The organism is Micromonospora sp. WMMC250 (assembly GCF_027460215.1).
GTDB lineage: Bacteria > Actinomycetota > Actinomycetes > Mycobacteriales > Micromonosporaceae > Micromonospora > Micromonospora taraxaci.
The window spans coordinates 2,525,655-2,545,331 of the sequence record NZ_JAPZBJ010000002.1; the positions used below are offsets into that span (position 1 = coordinate 2,525,655).

Consider the following 19,677-nt stretch of genomic DNA (forward strand, 5'->3'; position numbering starts at 1 on the left):
CCGGTGGCCGGGTCGGTGCGCACACCAGCGCACCGGCCCGGCCCTTCGCTGTTGTCCGGCGCGGGCAGCCAGCTGCCCGGCTACGGAGTGCTCCCCCGGACACCGGCCGACGCGCCCCGATCGGCGACGGCCGGCGTGCCCAGCGACACCAGCAGGCTCTCGTAGCCACGCAGGGTCAGCCGGGTCCGGTGCCGGGGCGGCTCGACCAGCGCCAACTCGGGGAGGCGGCGCAGCAGCATCGGGAACGCCAGCTGCGCCTCCAGCCGGGCCAGGCCCGCGCCGAGGCAGTAGTGCGGGCCGGCGCCGAAGGACAACGGGTGCCCATGGTCCCGCGTTGGGTCGAAACGCCGCGGGTCGGCAAACCGGCGCGGGTCGCGGTTCGCCGCGCCGAGCAGCAGCAACGCCGTGCTGCCGGACGGAAGGTCGAGCCCGCCGCAGCGCACCGGCGCCGTGCTGGTGCGGGTGGTCAACTGCACCGGCGAGTCGTAGCGCAGCAGCTCCTCGACGTACGCCGGGGCGAGCGCGGGATCGGCGCGCAGCTCGGCGGCGGCGGCCGGGTGACGCAGCAGCACGACGAGACCGTTGCCGAGCAGGTTGGTAGTGGTCTCGAAGCCGGCCACCAGCAGCACCACCAGGTTGGCCAGCAGTTCGTCCCCGGTGAGCCGGTCGCCGTCGGCGTCGTGCACCTGGACCAGCGCGGTGGTCAGATCGTCGGCCGGTGCCCGCCGCCGGGCGACGATCAGCTCGACGAAGTAGTCGCGCAGCTCGGAGGCCCCCGCGTCGGCGACCGTCAACTCCTCGGGAGTTATCTCCGGCTCCAGCACCCCGGTCAGGTCACCGGCCCACCGGCGGAACAACGGCCGGTCAGCCGCGGGTACGCCGAGCAGCGCGCAGATCACCCCGACCGGCAGGGGGTACGCGAAGTCGGCCAGTATGTCCACCGGAGCGCCGCCCGCGGCTCTGTCGACCATCACGTCGAGCAGCTCCTCGGCCTGCGCCCGCACCACGTCGCGCATGCCGGCGATCCGGCGTGGACTGAACGCCCCGGCGGCCAGCCGACGCATCCGGCTGTGGTCGGGCGGGTTGGTCCGCAGCATGGACCGGGCGATCGACGACACCGCCGGGCTCTGCCGCCAGTTCGGCCAGACCTGGTCCCGGAGCGCGTCGTCGAGCACCCCGAGCCGGGGGTCGCGCAACAGCTCGTCGACCTCCGGGTAACCGGTCACCACGTACAGACCCGGTAACGCCTGCACCACGGCCCCGTGGGCGCGCAGCCGCTCGTACGTCGGGTACGGGTCGACGCGCCCCTGCGGCGACATGAGCAGTGTCAGCGCCTCGGCAGCCTCCATGGCCGGCCCCCCGTCGATGCGTCGGAGGTTCCATCATCCCGGTGCGGCCGCCATCTAGCAGCCCCCAGGGCCACGCAGTCGACGCCGAGCCCGGACAGCGGCGGGGGTCGGGCACTGGCGGGTCTGACACCGGCCGGCGGGTCTGGCACCGGCCGCCAGGGCTCAGGCGCCGGCGCTCGGGTCCCCGGCGAGGACCGCGTCACCGCGGAGCAACGCCGGCTCGGGCAGCGGAAGCTGGATCTTGTGAGCCGCCTCCCAGTCGTAGATCAGGCCGGGGCGGACCTGGGCGGCGAAGTAGTCGATCGCCGTCATCCCACCCACGACCGGCTCGTCGACCTCGGCGACCAACTGGGCGGGGACGAGGGAGAACCCGTTCTGCAGGGCGGCGCTGAGCCGACGGTGACCGTCGACGACGAAGAAGTACTCGCCGGTGAACCCGATCTTCAACGGTTCGAGGGCCTCGTCGCCGGCCTCGGCCACGTCGCCGACGAAGTCGGTGTCCCACAGACCCCGCAGGGTGGCGATGTCCTCGGTCGGGTAGACGCGGGCCGGGTCGAGCAGCAGCAGCGGTGGCGCGTCCCGCAGCACCTCAGCTCCGAGCGTCCCCTCGTACGCGGCGATGATGTGCTCGATCACCTCGGACGCGGTCGCCCGGGTGGTGTCACAGATCAGGTCGTAGTTGCGCAGTCGGGCCTTGTCCACGCCGTACCGGATGATGAACCGGCTGCGCTCACTGGCGCTGCGCTCCCGGAGCTTGGCCTTGGCCTCCTCCATCGAGGCGTAGCTCTCCGCCGGACCGGAGGGCCGGGCGAGCACCCGACGGGCCGCCTCACCCGGCTCGGTGATCATGTGCACCTTGAGCGCGTCGGTGAAGAAGTGCCAGGCCAGCCGGGAGTCCATGACGAGGCGCTCACCGGAGGCGGCGATGTCCCGCTGGAGCTGGTCGACGTAGCCGTCGACGGCCTGGTCTAGCTCGGCGTGCAGATTGAGCTGCAGAGCGGTCATCTGCCGCTGCTGCGCCATCTCCCGGTAGAGGTCCCCCACGCTGACCCGGCGCATCCCGAGCCGCTTGGCGATCTCGACCGACACGGTGCTCTTGCCGCTGCCGAGGTCGCCGTTGAAGACGATCGATTGTCCAACGGTCACGACTTGTCCACCCCTGATCACCGGCTCATTGACATCATCGACACCGCGTCCGACCGACGCGTTCCCGCCATCGTCGCGACAGCCCGTGGCGGCCCCGACTGAGCGCGTCTTGACGCTCCGTCGCGACCTGGAGCCGCCGTACGCCTCGGCATGACGGGCGATGCTACCACTCCGACGCCACCCCCCTGCCGGACGCAGTGTGCGAGGCCACTCCCGACAGGCGGGGTCCGCAGCCGCCGGCACCAGCCGAAACTCCTCAGAACAGGCTCAGCGGATCGACCTGGAGACGGACCGGGTCGGCGGCCTTGCGGGCGGCACGAGCGCCGGCCGCCGAGTGCAACGCCTCGGCGAGCGCGGCAGCCCGGGCCCGGGGCACCCGGACCAGCATCCGTTCCCGTCCCTCCTCGGCCGGCACCGGCCCGAGCACCTCGGCGTCCTCGGGCAGCCGGGCCGCGGTGAGCAGGTCCGCCACCGCCTCGGCCGGGCCGGTGACGCTCGCCATCCGGACGGCCGGAGGGAAGCCCAACTCCCGGCGCTCGGCCAACTCCCGGCCGGCGAACCAGGCGGCGTCCCAGCGCAGCAGCGCCTGCACCGGGGCGAGCGCGCCGTCGGCGACCACCACCACCCGCCCCGCCGGGGCCGGCCGGGCCAGCGCCGCCGCGGCCAGCCAGCGCCGCAGCGCCTCCTCGCCGGCGCGCAGGTCGGCCCGAGTCAGCAGGGCCCACGAGTCGAGCAGCAGCACCGCTCCGTAGCCGCCCTCGGCGACCGGTTCGGCACCCGGCGTCGCCACCACCAGGGCCGCCCCGCCGGAAACGTCGGCCAGCACCTCCTCGCGCCCCGACGTGCGCACCGGCACGCCCGGGAACGCCCGGCCCATCTCCTCGGCGGTCCGCCGGGCACCGGTCACCGCCGCCCGCAACCGCCGTCCACCGCACTGCGGGCAGGCGTACGCGGCGGCCACCCGGGCGCACCACCGGCAGGCCGGGGTGCCGCCGGCCGAGGGCAGCGCGAGCGGGCCGGCGCAGTGCGCGCAACGGGCCGGGGTACGGCAGTCGGCGCAGGAGATCGACGGCAGGTAGCCGCGCCGGGGCACCTGCACCAACACCGGCAGGTCCTGACGGAGGGCGTCGCGGGCGGCCGTCCAGGCCAGGCTGGGCAGTCGAGCGGTGGCGGCCCCGGGGTCGCGGGCCAGTTGGGGGTCGTCGCCGGTCGGCGCGATGGCCGGGATGCGAGCACGCACTGTCGCGCGGTCGGCGACCACCTCCCGCGCCCAGCCCGTCTCCAGCAGCAGCTGCGCCTCGGCGCTGCGCGCGTAACCCCCGACCAGCGCACCGGCCTCGGCGAGCTGGGCGCGGGTGAGCAGCACGTCGCGGGCGTGTGGATAGGGCGCCCGGGGCTCGGAGTGCAGGTCGTCGCCGTCGTCCCAGACGGCGACCAGACCGAGGCGGTCCACCGGGGCGAACATCGCCGCCCGGGTGCCGATCACCACCGGGACCCGCCCCCGGCGGGCGGCGAGGAACGCGCGATAGCGGCGCGCCGGCCCGAGCGCGGCCGTGAGGCTGACGTGCCGCCCCTCCCCGAGGACGGCGGTGAGCGCGGCGTCCAGCCGGTCGAGGTCGCGGGCGTCGGGCACCACGACGACAGCGCCGCGCCCCCCGGCCACGGTGGCGGCCACCGCGTCGGCGTAGCGGGCCGCCCAGTCCTCGCCCGGCAGCGCCGACCAGACCGCGCGGGGAGCCCGCCCGTCGGTGAGCGCCCGCAGCAGCGCGGGGCCGGTCGGGTAGTCCTGCCAGCCGCGCGGGTCGACCACCGCGTCCTCGGCGACCGCCGCCGCAGCGGGCTGGTCGTCGCGGGGTTCCTTCTCCACCCGGGCGTGCCGGGGCGGCACGGCGAGCCGGAGCACGTCGGCGAGGTTGCCCGCGTACCGGTCGGCGACCACGCGGGCCAGCCCGGCGATCTCGGGCGCCAGCACCGGCTCCGGCGACACCACCTTCTCCAGGTACGCGAGGCGGCCGGTGTGCCCCGAGTCGTCGGCGCGGGACAGCAACCAGCCGTCGACGAGCTGCCCGGCGAAGCGCACCTTCACCCGGGTGCCGGGCACCGCCACCTCGTCCAGCTCAGCCGGCACCAGGTAGTCGAACGGCCGGTCCAGGTGCGCCAGTCCGACATCCACGCAGACGCGCGCGACCGGCGACCCGTCCGCGGGTCGCCGGTCGCTACGCCTGGTGGCGGTCAGGCTCCCGCGGCCGACTTGAGGTCGGCGGCCCGGTCGGTGCTCTCCCAGGTCAGGTCCGGCAACTCGCGGCCGAAGTGGCCGTACGCGGCGGTCTGCTGGTAGATCGGGCGGAGCAGGTTGAGGTCCCGGATGATCGCGGCCGGGCGCAGGTCGAACACCTCGGTGACGGCCTTCTCGATCGAGGAGACCGGCACGGTCTCGGTGCCGAACGTCTCGATGAACAGGCTGACCGGGTGCGCCTTGCCGATGGCGTAGGCGACCTGCGCCTCGCACCGCTCGGCCAGGCCGGCGGCGACCACGTTCTTGGCGACCCAGCGCATGGCGTACGCGGCCGACCGGTCCACCTTCGACGGGTCCTTGCCGGAGAACGCGCCACCGCCGTGGCGGGCGTACCCGCCGTAGGTGTCCACGATGATCTTGCGGCCGGTGAGCCCAGCGTCACCCATTGGGCCGCCGATCTCGAACCGCCCGGTCGGGTTGACCAGCAGCCGGTAGCCCTCGGTGTCCAGACCGAGGCTCTCCAGCTCCGGGGCGATGACGTGGTCACGCACGTCCGGGGTGAGCAGCGAGTCCAGGGAGATGTCGGCGGCGTGCTGGCTGGACACGACGACGGTGTTCAGCCGGACCGGGCGCAGCCCCTCGTACTCGATGGTGACCTGGGTCTTGCCGTCCGGGCGCAGGTAGGGGATCGTGCCGTCCTTGCGGACCGCGGCGAGCCGACGGGCCAGTCGGTGCGCGAGGGCGATCGGCAGCGGCATCAGCTCGGGAGTCTCCGAGCAGGCGAAGCCGAACATCATGCCCTGGTCGCCGGCGCCCTGCGCGTCCAGCGCGCTCTCCGACGCCCCGGTACGCAGCTCGAAGGCGTTGTCCACGCCCTGCGCGATGTCCTCGGACTGCGCGCCGATGGAGACGCTGACCCCGCAGGAGGCCCCGTCGAAGCCCTTCTTCGACGAGTCGTAGCCGATGTCCAGGATGGTCCGACGGACGATCGTCGGGATGTCGGCGTACGCCTTGGTGGTCACCTCGCCGGCGATGTGCACCTGGCCGGTGGTGATCATGGTCTCGACCGCCACCCGGCTGTGCGGATCCTCGGCCAGCAGCGCGTCGAGGATGCCATCGCTGATCTGGTCGGCGATCTTGTCCGGGTGGCCTTCCGTGACCGATTCGGACGTGAAGAGACGGCGTGTCACGGCACTCCTAAGCGTGTGAGGTCGTTCCGCGGCAGTCTAATCACCACTGCGGCTGGTGTCGGGATCGGTCGCGCCCTTTACCACCCGTCAGGAACTGCCGGGTAGCCGCGCCACGACGAGATCCCATACCGCGTCGGCCACGGACTCCTTGGCCTGCTCGGGCAGATGGGCGACCGAGCCGTCCGCGCCGATGACCGTCACCGTGTTGGTGTCGGCGCCGAAGACCAGGTCCGGACCGACCTCGTTGATCACGATGAGGTCGGCCCGTTTCCGGGCGAGTTTCGCCCGGCCGTTGGCCTCGGCGTCGCCGGTCTCGGCGGCGAACACCACGAGCAGTTGCTCCGGGCGCTTGCGCTGGCCGAGCTCCGCCGCGATGTCGGGGTTCGTCACGAGGTCGATGGTGGGCGCGACACCATCGTCGGACTTCTTGATTTTGCCAGGCGCGTACGTGGCCGGCCGGAAATCGGCCGGAGCCGCCGCCATCACCACCGCGTCGGCCTCGACGGCAGCCTTGACCGTCGCCTCCCGCAACTCGGCAGTGGTGCCGACCCTGATCAGGTCGACGCCGGCGGGGTCGGGAAGGGACACGTTGGCCGCGATCAGTGTGACCCGGGCGCCCCGGGCGACGGCGGCGCGGGCGAACGCGTACCCCTGCTTGCCGGAGGAGCGGTTGCCCAGGAAGCGGACCGGGTCCAACGGCTCCCGGGTGCCGCCCGCGGTGACGACCACCCGACGGCCGGCCAGGTCGGCGGGGGCGGAGCCGCCCCGGGCCAGCACCTGCCGGGCCACGGCGAAGATCTCCGCCGGGTCGGGCAGCCGACCCTTGCCGGTATCGGCGCCGGTGAGCCGGCCGACCGCGGGGTCGATGACCCGCACACCCCGGGAGCGCAGCGTGGCGACGTTGGCCACGGTGGCCGGGTGCTCCCACATCTCGGTGTGCATGGCCGGGGCGAGCAGCACCGGGCAGCGGGCGGTCAGCAGGGTGTTGGTCAGCAGGTCGTCGGCGAGCCCGTGGGCGGCCTTCGCGAGCAGGTCGGTGGTGGTCGGCGCGACCACCACCAGGTCGGCCTGCTTACCGAGGCGGACGTGCGGCACCTCGTGGACGTCGGTCCAGACGTCGTCGGCGACCGGCTGACCGGAGAGCGCCGCCCAGGTCGGCGCCCCGACGAACCGGAGCGCCGACGCGGTCGGCACGACCCGAACCCGGTGACCGGATTCGGTGAAGAGTCGCAGCAGCTCGCACGCCTTGTAGGCGGCGATGCCGCCGCCGACCCCGAGGACGATCGAGGCGGACATCGGCCAGCGAGGGCTTACGGCTGGTCGGTCGGCTCGGCGGTGAGCAGGCCCGAGTTGATCTCGCGCATGGCGATGGAGAGGGGCTTCTCCTGAGGGGTGGTCTCGACGAGCGGGCCGACGTACTCCAGCAGACCCTCACCGAGCTGGCTGTAGTAGGCGTTGACCTGGCGCGCGCGCTTGGCGGCGAAGATGACCAGCGCGTACTTCGACGTCGTCTTCTCGAGGAGCTCGTCGATCGGCGGGTTGGTGATGCCTTCGGGGTTGGCGATGGATCCCACGAATTAACCTCTGCGTCTTTCGAACCGCGCGAACGCGGTGCTGAGTCTCAACGGCGGCCGACCGTCAGCCACGCACGCGAGACCAGGTCGGATCCGGATAAGAAGAACCGAGTAAGCCTACCAGCTCTTCGACGACCCGCTCAGTGAGGTCGTGCGTCAGCGTGTGTTCGAAGGCCGCCGCCACCTGGGCGTCGGGTCGGTAACCGGGTGGGCTCAGCAGCACCAGACGGGAGGCCGGCAGGCGCGCGCGCACCAGCGGAGCGCCGGGAAGGTCCAGCGGAAGGAGCACCGGTTGCCCGGCGTCGAGCCGGGCGCGCAACGGTGGGTACGGGGTGCCCCGGCGGTACGAGCCGATCCGGGACCACTCCAACAGCTCGCCCGCGACGAGCCGGCGGTCGAACTCGGCCGGGGCGAGGAAGACGCGGTCAACACCGTCGATCTCCGACTCGCGGCGCGGCCGTGTGGTCGCCGGTACCGGCAACCACACGGACGGAGAACGCGCCCGGACGAGCTCGACGACACTCTCCCTGCCGGAACCCGAAGGTCCAGCCAGGACAGTGAGCCGAGCCGCCGGGCGCGCCTCGTCATCCGTGCTCACTGCTTGTTTCTACACGCTGCCAGGTTCAGTTGGCGGCGAACTCTCCAAGCAGTGCCTTGCGCTGCTGCTCGCCGAGGCCACGCAGGCGACGGCTGTCGGCGATCTTGAGCTTCTCCATGATCTGGGTAGCCCGGATCTTGCCGATGCCCGGCATGGCCTGCAGGACGGCCGAAACCTTGAGCTTGCCGACGACGTCGTCGCTCTCGGCGCGCTCAAGGACAGCACCGAGGGTGGTCTTGCCCTGCTTGAGCTGCTCCTTCAGCTGAGCACGGGCCTTGCGGATCTCCGCGGCCTTCTCGAGCGCGGCAGCGCGTTGTTCGGGGGTCAGTGACGGGAGCGGCACCAGTTCTCCTCAGGTCCCTATCGCGGCGGGCGGGGCGCACCGCCGCATCTGTGAAACGTGGTGTCGCTGTGAACCAAGGGGTCCGTGGTTCCCAGCGCGGGGAAAACTAGCGGTCAACGGAGCTTTCGGCAACGTGGGGGGCCCATGATCAACGCAAAGTGACCGACCCGTCAGTCAGTCAGAGGGCAGGCAGAACGGCCCGACAGTCGGCCAACACCCGGTCCGCGGCGGCCCGCAGGGCAGCGACGTCGGGGCCCGCCGAGAGCACCTCCCGGGAGTACGACGGGAGCACCGAGGCGAGGCTCGAACCGAAGACGGTCCGCAGATCCGCTGCCCCGCCACCCTGCGCGCCGAGGCCCGGGGCGAGCAGTGGACCCCCTACGCCGGTGAGGTCGTGACCGGTGTCACCGATGGTCGCCCCGACCACCAGACCGAAGCTCCCGAGGGGGGTCGCACCCCTGTTGAGCTGGGAAATCTCGTCGATCACCGTTTGCGCCACGGTGCGGCCGTCGGCCGCACGGGCCTGCTGCACGGCCGCGCCCTCGGGGTTGGAGGTGAGGGCCAGCACGAAGACGCCGCCGCCGTGCTGGGCGGCCGACTCGAACATCGGGGCCAGCGAACCTACTCCCAGGTAGGGGCTCGCGGTGACCGCGTCGACATACATCGGGCTGGATGGATCAAGGTACGCGGAGGCGTACGCGCTCACCGTCGAGCCGATGTCGCCGCGTTTGACGTCGAGGAGAACGAGCGAGCCGGCATCTCGTAACTGTCGGATAGTTGACTCAAGAACGGCCACGCCGTGGGACCCGAACCGCTCGAAAAAGGCCGACTGAGGCTTGACCACCGCAACCCGGTCACCGAGGGCTTCCACGACGGTCTGGGTGAAGCGGTCTAGGCCCTGGACGTCGTCGGCGAGGCCCCAACGGGCCAGCAGACCGGGATGCGGGTCGATGCCCACACACAGTGGCCCCCGCTCGACCATTGCCCGGTGCAGCCGGGTTCCGAAGCTCTCCATCCGGTGCTCCCTCTCTCTTGTCGTCCGGGCGGCGACGCGCCTCCCGGGATGTACCCGTGTGTTCAGCCGGCCGCCACGGCCGCCGCCACACCGGCGGCGATCCGGGCCAGGTCGGCGTCGTCGGTGACGTACGGCGGCATCGTGTAGACCAGGTCGCGGAACGGCCGCAGCCACACCCCCTGCCCGGCTGCGGCGGCGGTGGCCGCGCCGAGGTCGACCTCGTGATCCAGCTGGACCACCCCGATCGCGCCGAGCACCCGCACGTCGGCGACGCCCGGCGTACCGCGCAGCGGCTCCAGGCCGGCGCGCAGGCCGGCGCCGACCCTGGCGACCTGCCCCGCCCAGTCCCCGGCCCGCAGCAGACCGATGGAGGCGTTGGCCACCGCGCAGGCCAGGGGGTTGCCCATGAACGTGGGTCCGTGCGCCAGCACCCCGGCGGCGGAGATGCCCCGGGCGATCTCCGGGGTGCAGAGCGTCGCCGCCAGCGTCAGGTAGCCCCCGGTGAGCGCCTTGCCCACGCACAGCACGTCCGGGGTCACCCCGGCGTGCTCGGCGGCGAACATCGCACCGGTACGGCCGAAACCGGTGGCGATCTCGTCGAAGATCAACAGCACTCCGTGGGCGCGGGTCACCTCCCGCAGCACCCGGAGGTAACCCGGGTGGTGGAAGCGCATCCCGCCAGCGCCCTGGACGACCGGCTCGACGATCACGGCGGCCAGTTCGTGGGCGTGCCGCTCGACGGTCTCCGCCAGTGCCGCTACGTACGCGTCGTCGGGTGGGTCGTCGAAGCCGCCCGGCGGCACCGGGGCGAACACCTGTCGCGGCAGCACGTCGCCCCAGAGGTGGTGCATCCCGCCCTCCGGGTCGCAGACGCTCATCGGGTGGAACGTGTCACCGTGGTAGCCGCCCCGCCAGGTCGCCAACCGACGCCGCTGCGGCTGCCCGACGGCCCGCTGGTACTGCAGGCACATCTTCACCGCCACCTCGACGCTGACCGACCCGGAGTCGGCCAGGAACACGTGCTCCAGGCCCTCCGGCGTCAGCTCGACCAGGGTGCGGGCGAGCTGCACGGCGGGCTCGTGGGTGAGCCCGCCGAACATCACGTGGCTCATCCGTCCGAGCTGGTCGGTGACCGCCGCGTCCAGCACCGGGTGCCGGTACCCGTGGATCGCCGCCCACCAGGACGACATCCCGTCCACCAGCTCACGGCCGTCGGCCAGCCGCAGGCGTACGCCCTCGGCGCTGCGCACCACGTACGGCGGGTTGGCCGGCGGCAGTGCCGCGTACGGATGCCAGACATGGTCCCGGTCGACGGCCAGGATCTCCTCGGGGGTCACACGTACTCCTTTCGGGGCGCGAACCGGCCGGACGTCGGTCGTCCTTCGGCCGGTCGAGCCACTCCGTCGCCGCCTTTGCTCTGCACCCACGGGTGCGACACCCCAGGACGCGACGCCGCAGCACCCGACACCGCAGCACCCGACACCGCCGGACGCGACACCGCAGACACCGACACCCGGCGGCCGGGTGTCGCGCTCAGGCGGGCGGTGGTGCACCGAAGGGTGCAGAGCAACCGGGCGGTGGTGGTGCACCCACGGGTGCAGAGCAACCTTGTGACGGCTGTGGTGCATCCGCGGGTGCAGAGCAAAGGATCCGTAGCAGGGGTGGGCTCCTTGGCGCGGAGCCGGCTCGGCACCGGGTCGGGCCGAGCCGGCACCACACCGCGTGCGGTCACCGGCCGGCGACCGGATCCGGTGTCACCGCCGTGGCACTCGCCCGGGCGGCGGCCCGGACCAGGTCCGGGCCCCGGTAGATGAAGCCGGTGTAGAGCTGCACCAGCGAGGCTCCGGCGTCGAACATCCGGGTGGCGTCGTCCGGGTCGAGCACCCCACCGACCCCGATGATGGGCAACCGACCACCGGTCTCCCGATGCACGAAGGCCACCACCTCCCGGGCGCGGCCGGTCAACGGTCGACCGGACAGACCACCGGCCTGCTCCCCACGCTCGACGTCCACGGCGGCGAGCCCGTCGCGGGACAGCGTGGTGTTGGTGGCGATCACCCCGGCCGCGCCCCGGGCCAGGCAGACCTCCAGCAGTTCGGCGATCGCCGCCTCGGTCAGGTCAGGGGCGATCTTGACCAGCACCGGCTTCTCCCCCACCAACGCGCCGAGCAGCGCGTCCAGGTGGGCGCGGTCCTGCAGGGAGCGCAGGCCCGGAGTGTTCGGTGAGGACACGTTCACCGCGAAGTAGTCACCGTGCCCGCGCAGCGCCCGGTACGACGCGAGGTAGTCCTCGACCGCCTCGTCGATCGGGGTGACCTTGGACTTGCCCAGCGAGATGCCCAACGGCACCCCGAGCGGGCGCGGCAGCGCCGCCAGCCGGGCGGCCAACGCGGCGGCGCCGGCGTTGTTGAAGCCCATCCGGTTGACCACCGCCTCGCTGGCCGGCAGGCGGAACAGCCGCGGTCGCGGGTTGCCCGGCTGGGCGTGCGCGGTGACCGTGCCGACCTCGACGAAACCGAAGCCCAGCGCCGGCCAGGCCGGCAACGCCGCACCGTCCTTGTCCATGCCGGCGGCCAACCCGACCGGGTTGGGGAACCGCACGCCGAACACCGTGCGCGGCGCGTCGACCGCGTACCGGGCCCGCAGCGCGGCCAGGGCGGCGGGACGCCGCGACAGGGCGGCCAACCGCCGCAGCGTCCACTCGTGCGCCGCCTCGGCGTCCCCACCCCCGAGCCGGAACAACCCGGGTCGTACGACCCGCTCGAACACCGTCACTGGGCCGCCCGCAGGGTGGCGTGCAGGTCCTGCAGCGGACGTACCCGCATGTCGCCCCGGATCCGCGCCTCGATGCCCATCACGGCCGCAGCGGCCCCGGGCACTGTGGTGATGCAGGGGATGTCAGCGGTGACGGCCGCGCTGCGGATCTCGTAGCCGTCGGAGCGGGCGCTGGCGCCCGAACCCTGCGGCGTGTTGATCACCAGCGCCACGTGGCCGCCGCCGATCAGCGACACCGCGTCGTCTCCCTCGCCGGCCTGGTAGTGCTTGCGGATCTGCTCGCAGGCGATGCCGTGCCGGCGCAGCACCTCGGCCGTGCCGGTGGTCGCGACGATCTCGAAGCCCAGGTCTGCCAGCCGCTTGATCGGGAAGATCATGCCGCGCTTGTCCCGGTTGGCCACCGACACGAAGATCTTCCCGCCGGTCGGCAGCGACCCGTACGCCGCCGACTGGCTCTTGGCGAACGCGTGCCCGAAGTTGGTGTCGATGCCCATCACCTCGCCCGTCGACTTCATCTCCGGGCCGAGCAGCGAGTCGATCCCCTTGCCCGCACGGGTCCGGAAACGCTTGAACGGCAGCACCGCCTCCTTGACCGCGACCGGCGCGTCGGCGGGCATCGTGCCCCCGTCACCGGTCGCCGGCAGCAGACCCTCGGCGCGCAGCTCGGCGATGCTCGCGCCGAGCGCGATCCGCGCCGCCGCCTTGGCCAGCGGCACTGCCGTCGCCTTGGAGACGAACGGAACGGTCCGCGACGCCCGCGGGTTGGCCTCCAGGACGTAGAGCACGTCGTCCTTGAGCGCGTACTGCACGTTGAGCAGGCCACGGACGCCGACGCCACGCGCGATGGCCTCGGTGTAGCGGCGAACCTCGGCCAGGTGCGAGCCCGCGAGGGTGATCGGCGGCAACGCGCAGGACGAGTCGCCGGAGTGAATGCCGGCCTCCTCGATGTGCTCCATCACGCCACCGATGTAGACCTCGCCGTCGGCGTCGCAGAGCGCGTCCACGTCGATCTCGATGGCGTCGTCGAGGAACCGGTCCACCAGCACCGGGTGGTCCGGGGAGATGTCGGTGGCCCGTCCGATGTAGTCGCGCAGCGTCGGGTCGTCGTAGACGATCTCCATGCCCCGCCCGCCCAGCACGTACGACGGCCGGACCAGCACCGGGTAGCCGATCTCGTCGGCGATCGTCTTGGCCTCGTCGTAGGAGGTGGCCATGCCGTGCGCGGGCGCGCGCAGCCCGGCCCGGGCCAGCACCGCGCCGAACGCGCCGCGCTCCTCGGCCAGGTGGATCGACTCCGGGGAGGTGCCGACGATCGGCACGCCCGCGTTCTTGAGCCGCTGCGCCAGCCCCAGCGGCGTCTGACCGCCGAGCTGCACGACCACCCCGACCACGCCCGGCCCGCCTGCCGCCCGGCCGGACGAGTCCTCGGCGTGCCAGACCTCCAGGACGTCCTCGAACGTCAGCGGCTCGAAGTAGAGCCGGTCGGCGGTGTCGTAGTCGGTGGAGACGGTCTCCGGGTTGCAGTTGACCATGACGGTCTCAAAACCGGTGCCTGCGGCACCGGAACCGGACGCAGCGGCTGCACCGATCGGCGCGCTTCGCAGCGCTTGTACCGCGTGCACGCAGGAGTAGTCGAACTCGATGCCCTGGCCGATCCGGTTCGGGCCGGAGCCCAGGATCAGCACCTTCGGCCGGTTCGACGGCACGACCTCGGTCTCCAGGTCGTACGTCGAGTAGTGGTACGGCGTGGTCGCCTCGAACTCGGCCGCGCAGGTGTCCACCGTCTTGTAGACCGGACGCACGTCGAGGCGGTGCCGCAGGGTCCGTACGCCATCCTCGGCGGCCAGCTCCGGGCGCAGCGCGGCGAGTTGCCGGTCGGACAGGCCGGCCCGCTTGGCCTGGCGCAGCAGGTCGGCGTCGAGCACCGGCGCGTCCACGATCTCCGCGCGCAGCTCGATCAGCGCGGCGATCTGGTCGAGGAACCACGGGTCGATCCCGCCGGAGGCCTCGGCGACCTCGGCGATCGACGCGCCGAGGCGCAGCGCCCGCTCCACCGTGTACAGCCGGCCGTCGTGCGGGATCCGCAGGGCGGCCAGGGTGTCCGCGAGGGTGACGCCCTCCGGGTCCGGAGTGGTCCAGAAGCCCGCCGACTTCGTCTCCATCGAGCGCATCGCCTTGTTCAGCGCCTCGGTGAAGTTACGCCCGAGGCTCATCGCCTCGCCCACCGACTTCATCGTGGTGGTCAGCTCCGGGTCCGCGCCGGGGAACTTCTCGAACGCGAACCGGGGGATCTTCACCACCACGTAGTCCAGGGTCGGCTCGAAGGCCGCCGGGGTCTTCAGGGTGATGTCGTTGGGGATCTCGTCGAGGGTGTAACCGATGGCCAGCTTCGCGGCGATCTTCGCGATCGGGAAGCCGGTCGCCTTGGACGCCAGCGCCGACGAGCGGGACACCCGGGGGTTCATCTCGATCACGACGATCCGGCCGTCGACCGGGTTGACCGCGAACTGGATGTTGCAGCCGCCGGTGTCCACCCCGACCTCGCGGAGCACCGCGATGCCCAGGTCACGCAGGCGCTGGTACTCCCGGTCGGTGAGCGTCATGGCCGGGGCCACGGTGACGCTGTCGCCGGTGTGCACGCCCATCGGGTCGACGTTCTCGATCGAGCAGACCACCACCACGTTGTCGTGCCGGTCGCGCATCAGTTCGAGTTCGTACTCCTTCCAACCGAGCACGCTCTCCTCGATGAGCACCTCGTGCACCGGGCTGGCGGCGAGACCGTCGCCGGCGATGCGGGCCAGGTCCTCCGCGGTGTGCGCCATGCCGGAACCCAGGCCACCCATGGTGAACGACGGCCGGATCACCACCGGCAGACCCAGCTCGGCGACCGTCGCCTCGACCTCCTCCATCGAGTGGCAGACCCGGGAGCGGGGCACCAACCCGTTCGGGTCCTCGACACCCAGGCGTACGCCGGCCTTCGCCACGATCTCCTTGAACAGCTGCCGGTCCTCGCCGCGGTTGATGGCGTCGATGTTCGCGCCGATCAACTCCACGCCGTACTTCTCGAGGATGCCGCCCTCGTGCAGGGCGACGGCCGTGTTCAGCGCGGTCTGCCCGCCGAGGGTCGCCAGGATCGCGTCCGGGCGTTCCTTGGCGATGACCAGCTCCACGAACTCCGGGGTGATCGGCTCGACGTAGGTAGCGTCGGCGAACTCCGGGTCCGTCATGATCGTGGCCGGGTTGGAGTTGACCAGGCTGACCCGGATCCCCTCACTGCGCAGCACCCGACAGGCCTGGGTGCCGGAGTAGTCGAACTCGCAGGCCTGCCCGATGACGATCGGCCCCGAGCCGATCACCAGGATGTGCTTGAGATCGGTCCGCTTAGGCATTGCTGCGCCCCTTGCTCTGCTGCCGGCTTCCGATCAGCTCGGCGAAACGGTCGAAGAGGTAGTCGGCGTCGTGCGGGCCGGCCGCCGCCTCCGGGTGGTACTGGACGGTGAAGGCGGGCACGTCGATCGCCCGCAGCCCCTCGACCACGTTGTCATTGAGGCAGACATGGGACACCTGAACGCCGCCGAAGTCGGTGTCGATCACCTGGTCGGGCACGACAGCGCCGACACCGGCACCGGGGACCTGCACGGCGAAGCCGTGGTTGTGGCTGGTCACCTCGACCTTGCCGGTGGCCCGGTCGAGCACCGGCTGGTTGATCCCACGGTGGCCGTAGCCCAGCTTGTAGGTGCCGAAGCCGAGCGCCCGGCCGAGGATCTGACTGCCGAAGCAGATACCGAACAGCGGCACCTCCCGCCGCAGCGCCTCCCGGGCCAGCGCCACCGGGCCGTCGGCAGTGGCCGGGTCGCCGGGGCCGGGCGACAGGAAGATCGCGTCGGCGCCGGTGGCCAGGAGCTGCTCGATCGTCGACGAGGCCGGCAGCACGTGGGTGGTCACCCCGCGCGTGGCGAGCCGACGGGGCACGTTGCGCTTGATGCCGAGATCCAGCGCCGCCACTGTGAACCGGTGCTCGCCGAGAGCCTCGACGACGTACGGCTCGGCGGTGCTCACCTCGGCGGACAGGTCCGCGCCGACCATCTGCGGTGACTGCCGGACCCGGGCCAGCAGGCTCTGCGGGTCCTTCTCGACGCTGGAGATGCCGACGCGCATGGCGCCGCGCTCGCGCAGGTGCCGGGTCAGCGCCCGGGTGTCCACCCCGCTGATGCCCACCACACCCTCGGTGGCGAGGCGGTCCTCGAGGCCGCCGGTGGCCCGCCAGTTCGAGCCGATCCGGGCCGGGTCGCGCACCACGTAACCGGCCACCCAGATCCGGCCGGACTCGTCGTCCTCGCCGTTGACGCCGGTGTTGCCGATGTGCGGCGCGGTCTGCACCACCACCTGCCGGTGGTACGACGGGTCGGTGAGCGTCTCCTGGTAGCCGGTCATGCCGGTGTTGAAAACCGCCTCACCGAAGGTCTCCCCGACGCTGCCGTACGCCTCACCGGGGAACGTGCGCCCGTCCTCGAGTACGAGAATCGCGGGCCTGCGCTTGGCCATTACTTGACTGCCTTTCCGTCCAGGACCGTCGGCTCGCCGCGCAGGAAGGTCGCCACGATGCGACCCGGCAGCGTCATGCGGGCGTACGGGGTGTTGCGACTGCGACTGGCCAGCTCCGCCGGTTCGATGGTGCGGCGGGCGGCCGGGTCGACCACTGTCAGGTTGGCCGGCACGCCGGGTGCCGGGTCGACGCCGTGCCCGGTCAACCCCGCGATCCGGGCGGGGGTACGCGACATCCGCTCGGCGATCAGGTCCCACTCGGGGCCGAGCACGTCGAGCGCGATGGACAGGGCCGTCTCCAGACCGAGCATCCCCGGCCGGGCGTACGCCCACTCGCACTCCTTGTCCTCCACGGCGTGCGGGGCGTGGTCGGTGGCGATGATGTCGATCACCCCGTCGGCAAGCGCGGCATGCAACGCGGCGATGTCCGCGGCCGTCCGCAGCGGCGGGTTGACCTTGAAGACCGGGTCGTAGGTCTCGGCGCGCTCGTCGGTGAGCAGCAGGTGGTGCGGGGTGACCTCGGCGGTGACGCGTACCCCTCGTGCCTTTGCCTGGCGCAGCACCTCGACGCTGCCGGCGGTGGAGACGTGGCAGACGTGCAGTCGGCTGCCGACGTGTTCGGCGAGCAGCACGTCGCGGGCGATGATCGCCTCCTCGGCGACCGCCGGCCAGCCGATCAGCCCGAGGCGGGTGGAAACCTCACCCTCGTGCATCTGGGCGCCCTCGGTGAGCCGGGGCTCCTCGGCGTGCTGGGCGATGATCCCGTCGAACGCCTTGACGTACTCCAGGGCCCGGCGCATCAGCTTCGGGTCGGCGACGCAGTGCCCGTCGTCGGAGAAGATCCGCACCCGGGCCGCCGAGTCGGCCATCGCGCCCAGCTCGGCCAGGCGCTCGCCGGCCAGCCCGACGGTGACCGCGCCGATCGGTTGCACGTCGACCAGGCCGGCCTCCCGGCCGAGCCGCCAGACCTGCTCGACCACACCGGCGGTGTCCGCGACCGGGGAGGTGTTGGCCATGGCGCAGACCGCCGTGTAACCGCCGAGTGCGGCGGCGCGGGATCCGGACTCGACGGTCTCGGCGTCCTCCCGACCGGGTTCGCGCAGGTGGGTGTGCAGGTCGACCAGGCCGGGCAGGGCGACCAGCCCGGTGCCGTCGACGACAGTGGCGTCCGGCGCGGACAGGTTGTCGGCGACCTCGGCGACCACGCCGTCGCGGATCAGCAGGTCGGTCGGCGGGCCACCGACGACGCTCACGTTGGTGATCAGGTACGCGCTCACCGGTTGTTCCCTCCGAGCAGCAGGTAAAGGACAGCCATCCGCACGGAGACCCCGTTGGTGACCTGTTCGACGATCGTGGAGCGGGGTGAGTCGGCGACCTCGGCGGTGATCTCCATACCCCGGTTCATCGGGCCGGGGTGCATGACGATCGCGTGCTCGGGCAGCCGTCGCATCCGGGGGCCGTCCAGCCCGTAGCGGCGCGCGTACTCGCGCGCGGAGGGGAAGTAGGAGTCATTCATCCGCTCCCGCTGCACCCGCAGCATCATCACCACGTCCACGTTGGGCAGGACGGAGTCGAGGTCGTAGGAGACGTCGGTGCCGGGCGCGAGGGCGCCCGCGATGTCGACCGGGATGAGCGTCGGCGGGCCGACCAGGGTGACCTTGGCGCCGAGGGTGGAGAGCAGCAGCACGTTGGAGCGGGCCACCCGGGAGTGCAGCACGTCCCCGACCACCGCGACCGACAGACCGGCCAGCCGGCCCAGCCGGGCCCGCATGGTGTACGCGTCCAGCAGCGCCTGGGTGGGGTGTTCGTGGGTGCCGTCGCCGGCGTTGACGACCGAACCGTCGACCCAGTTGGCCAACCGGTGCGGAGCGCCGGAGGCGGGGTGCCGGACGACGACGGCGTCGGCGCCCATGGCCTGCAGGGTCAACGCGGTGTCCTTCAGGCTCTCGCCCTTGGTGACGCTGGACCCCTTCGCGGAAAAGTTGATCACGTCGGCGCTGAGGCGCTTCGCCGCCGCCTCGAACGAGATCCGGGTACGGGTGGAGTCCTCGTAGAAGAGGTTCACCACGGTCCGGCCGCGCAGCGCGGGCAGTTTCTTGATCTCCCGGCCGGCGACGGTGGCCATCTCGGCGGCGGTGTCCAGGATCTCGGTGGCGGTGGCGGCGTCCAGGTCCGCGCCGGAGAGCAGATGCTTGATCATGAGGTGGGACCCCCGTAGAGCTTGACCTCGTCCACGCCGTCGATCTCGGCGAGCGTCACCTTCACGCTCTCGGCGAGCGAGGTCGGGATGTTCTTGCCGACGTAGTCGGCGCGGATCGGCAGCTCCCGGTGACCGCGATCGACCAGGACGGCGAGCTGGACGGAGGCCGGGCGGCCGACGTCGTTGAGCGCGTCGAGCGCGGCCCGGACGGTGCGGCCGGAGAACAGCACGTCGTCGACGAGGATGACCCGCTTGCCGTCGATGCCGCTGGAGGGCAACTCGGTCGGGCCGACCGCGCGGGTGGCCTGCCGGCGCAGGTCGTCGCGGTAGAGGGTGATGTCGAGCACACCGACGGGCACGGCGACGTCCTCGAAGGTGCTGATCCGGTCGGCGAGCCGCCGCGCCAGAGGGGTACCTCTCGTGGGAATCCCAAGAAGCACCGTGTTGGCGGCACCCTGGGTCTTCTCCAGGATCTGGTGGGCGATGCGGTCGACCACGCGTTGCACGTCGGCGCTGGCGAGGATCACCTTCACCGAGGGTTGTCGCGGTGGTGACGAGCGGGCAGCCGGTGGGTATGCCACGGCGGACCTCCTTCCCCGCCTCACGGGACGGGTCGTTAAAGGATGTCGGGCACCTCCGGCCGGACCGCGGGAGCGGACCTGAGCCGGGGCTTCACGCCACGTTACCAGTGGTCACCGGGCCGATG

Annotated in this window: 16 protein-coding genes; all 16 read right to left on the reverse strand. The window is 72.2% G+C overall.

The window, feature by feature from the left end; all coding sequences use genetic code 11:
- Positions 1-80 precede the first annotated feature (80 nt).
- The 16 genes from O3438_RS10935 to pyrR all read right to left on the reverse strand — a co-directional run bounded on the left by O3438_RS10935 (position 81) and on the right by pyrR (position 19,552).
- Positions 81-1,349 (reverse strand): cytochrome P450, encoded by a 1,269-nt coding sequence (locus O3438_RS10935; protein WP_269679865.1) that lies wholly within the window; start codon positions 1,347-1,349, stop codon positions 81-83.
- 162 nt (positions 1,350-1,511) lie between these two features.
- Positions 1,512-2,495, reverse strand: a complete 984-nt coding sequence (locus tag O3438_RS10940) for an AAA family ATPase (RefSeq protein ID WP_269679866.1) — start codon at positions 2,493-2,495, stop codon at positions 1,512-1,514.
- Positions 2,496-2,751: 256 nt separating this feature from the next.
- Positions 2,752-4,668 carry a primosomal protein N' gene (locus O3438_RS10945; protein WP_269679867.1) on the reverse strand — a complete coding sequence of 639 codons (1,917 nt, stop codon included), beginning with the start codon at positions 4,666-4,668 and terminating at the stop codon, positions 2,752-2,754.
- Positions 4,669-4,727: 59 nt separating this feature from the next.
- Complete coding sequence (gene metK / locus O3438_RS10950) at positions 4,728-5,921, reverse strand: methionine adenosyltransferase (protein WP_088947464.1); 1,194 nt, start codon at positions 5,919-5,921, stop codon at positions 4,728-4,730.
- A gap of 87 nt (positions 5,922-6,008) precedes the next feature.
- The gene (gene coaBC / locus O3438_RS10955) at positions 6,009-7,217 is read right to left on the reverse strand and encodes a bifunctional phosphopantothenoylcysteine decarboxylase/phosphopantothenate--cysteine ligase CoaBC (protein ID WP_269679868.1); all 1,209 of its coding nucleotides are present in this window, start codon (positions 7,215-7,217) and stop codon (positions 6,009-6,011) included.
- A gap of 14 nt (positions 7,218-7,231) precedes the next feature.
- On the reverse strand, positions 7,232-7,495 hold the full coding sequence (rpoZ, locus tag O3438_RS10960; RefSeq protein WP_030335666.1) for a DNA-directed RNA polymerase subunit omega: 264 nt from the start codon (positions 7,493-7,495) through the stop codon (positions 7,232-7,234).
- Between the two features lie 64 nt (positions 7,496-7,559).
- On the reverse strand, positions 7,560-8,093 hold the full coding sequence (locus tag O3438_RS10965; protein ID WP_269679869.1) for a guanylate kinase: 534 nt from the start codon (positions 8,091-8,093) through the stop codon (positions 7,560-7,562).
- A gap of 25 nt (positions 8,094-8,118) precedes the next feature.
- Positions 8,119-8,436 (reverse strand): integration host factor, actinobacterial type, encoded by a 318-nt coding sequence (gene mihF, locus O3438_RS10970; protein ID WP_030335662.1) that lies wholly within the window; start codon positions 8,434-8,436, stop codon positions 8,119-8,121.
- A gap of 178 nt (positions 8,437-8,614) precedes the next feature.
- Positions 8,615-9,451: an orotidine-5'-phosphate decarboxylase gene (gene pyrF, locus O3438_RS10975; protein ID WP_269679870.1), complete on the reverse strand. Its 837-nt coding sequence runs from the start codon at positions 9,449-9,451 to the stop codon at positions 8,615-8,617.
- Between the two features lie 62 nt (positions 9,452-9,513).
- Positions 9,514-10,788, reverse strand: coding sequence for an adenosylmethionine--8-amino-7-oxononanoate transaminase (locus tag O3438_RS10980; protein ID WP_269679871.1), 1,275 nt, complete (start codon positions 10,786-10,788; stop codon positions 9,514-9,516).
- Between the two features lie 391 nt (positions 10,789-11,179).
- Positions 11,180-12,226: a quinone-dependent dihydroorotate dehydrogenase gene (locus O3438_RS10985; protein WP_269679872.1), complete on the reverse strand. Its 1,047-nt coding sequence runs from the start codon at positions 12,224-12,226 to the stop codon at positions 11,180-11,182.
- Positions 12,223-15,615, reverse strand: a complete 3,393-nt coding sequence (carB, locus tag O3438_RS10990; protein WP_269679873.1) for a carbamoyl-phosphate synthase large subunit — start codon at positions 15,613-15,615, stop codon at positions 12,223-12,225. The genes O3438_RS10985 and carB overlap by 4 nt, the downstream gene beginning before the upstream one ends.
- Positions 15,608-16,771 carry a glutamine-hydrolyzing carbamoyl-phosphate synthase small subunit gene (gene carA, locus O3438_RS10995; protein ID WP_269679874.1) on the reverse strand — a complete coding sequence of 388 codons (1,164 nt, stop codon included), beginning with the start codon at positions 16,769-16,771 and terminating at the stop codon, positions 15,608-15,610. Before carA ends, carB begins: the two co-directional genes overlap by 8 nt.
- Positions 16,771-18,048 (reverse strand): dihydroorotase, encoded by a 1,278-nt coding sequence (locus O3438_RS11000; RefSeq protein WP_269679875.1) that lies wholly within the window; start codon positions 18,046-18,048, stop codon positions 16,771-16,773. The genes carA and O3438_RS11000 overlap by 1 nt, the downstream gene beginning before the upstream one ends.
- On the reverse strand, positions 18,045-18,971 hold the full coding sequence (locus O3438_RS11005; RefSeq protein ID WP_145783713.1) for an aspartate carbamoyltransferase catalytic subunit: 927 nt from the start codon (positions 18,969-18,971) through the stop codon (positions 18,045-18,047). Before O3438_RS11005 ends, O3438_RS11000 begins: the two co-directional genes overlap by 4 nt.
- Positions 18,968-19,552 carry a bifunctional pyr operon transcriptional regulator/uracil phosphoribosyltransferase PyrR gene (gene pyrR / locus O3438_RS11010; RefSeq protein ID WP_269679876.1) on the reverse strand — a complete coding sequence of 195 codons (585 nt, stop codon included), beginning with the start codon at positions 19,550-19,552 and terminating at the stop codon, positions 18,968-18,970. Before pyrR ends, O3438_RS11005 begins: the two co-directional genes overlap by 4 nt.
- Positions 19,553-19,677 lie beyond the last annotated feature (125 nt).

What these genes read in the sequence shown, in the direction of transcription:
- O3438_RS11005 (WP_145783713.1), bottom strand. Translation starts at nt 18,971, where the DNA reads ATGATCAAGCATCTGCTCTCCGGCGCGGACCTGGACGCCGCCACCGCC.
- carA (WP_269679874.1), bottom strand. Translation starts at nt 16,771, where the DNA reads ATGGCCAAGCGCAGGCCCGCGATTCTCGTACTCGAGGACGGGCGCACG.
- carB (WP_269679873.1), bottom strand. Translation starts at nt 15,615, where the DNA reads ATGCCTAAGCGGACCGATCTCAAGCACATCCTGGTGATCGGCTCGGGG.
- O3438_RS10935 (WP_269679865.1), bottom strand. Translation starts at nt 1,349, where the DNA reads ATGGAGGCTGCCGAGGCGCTGACACTGCTCATGTCGCCGCAGGGGCGC.
- coaBC (WP_269679868.1), bottom strand. Translation starts at nt 7,217, where the DNA reads ATGTCCGCCTCGATCGTCCTCGGGGTCGGCGGCGGCATCGCCGCCTAC.
- pyrF (WP_269679870.1), bottom strand. Translation starts at nt 9,451, where the DNA reads ATGGAGAGCTTCGGAACCCGGCTGCACCGGGCAATGGTCGAGCGGGGG.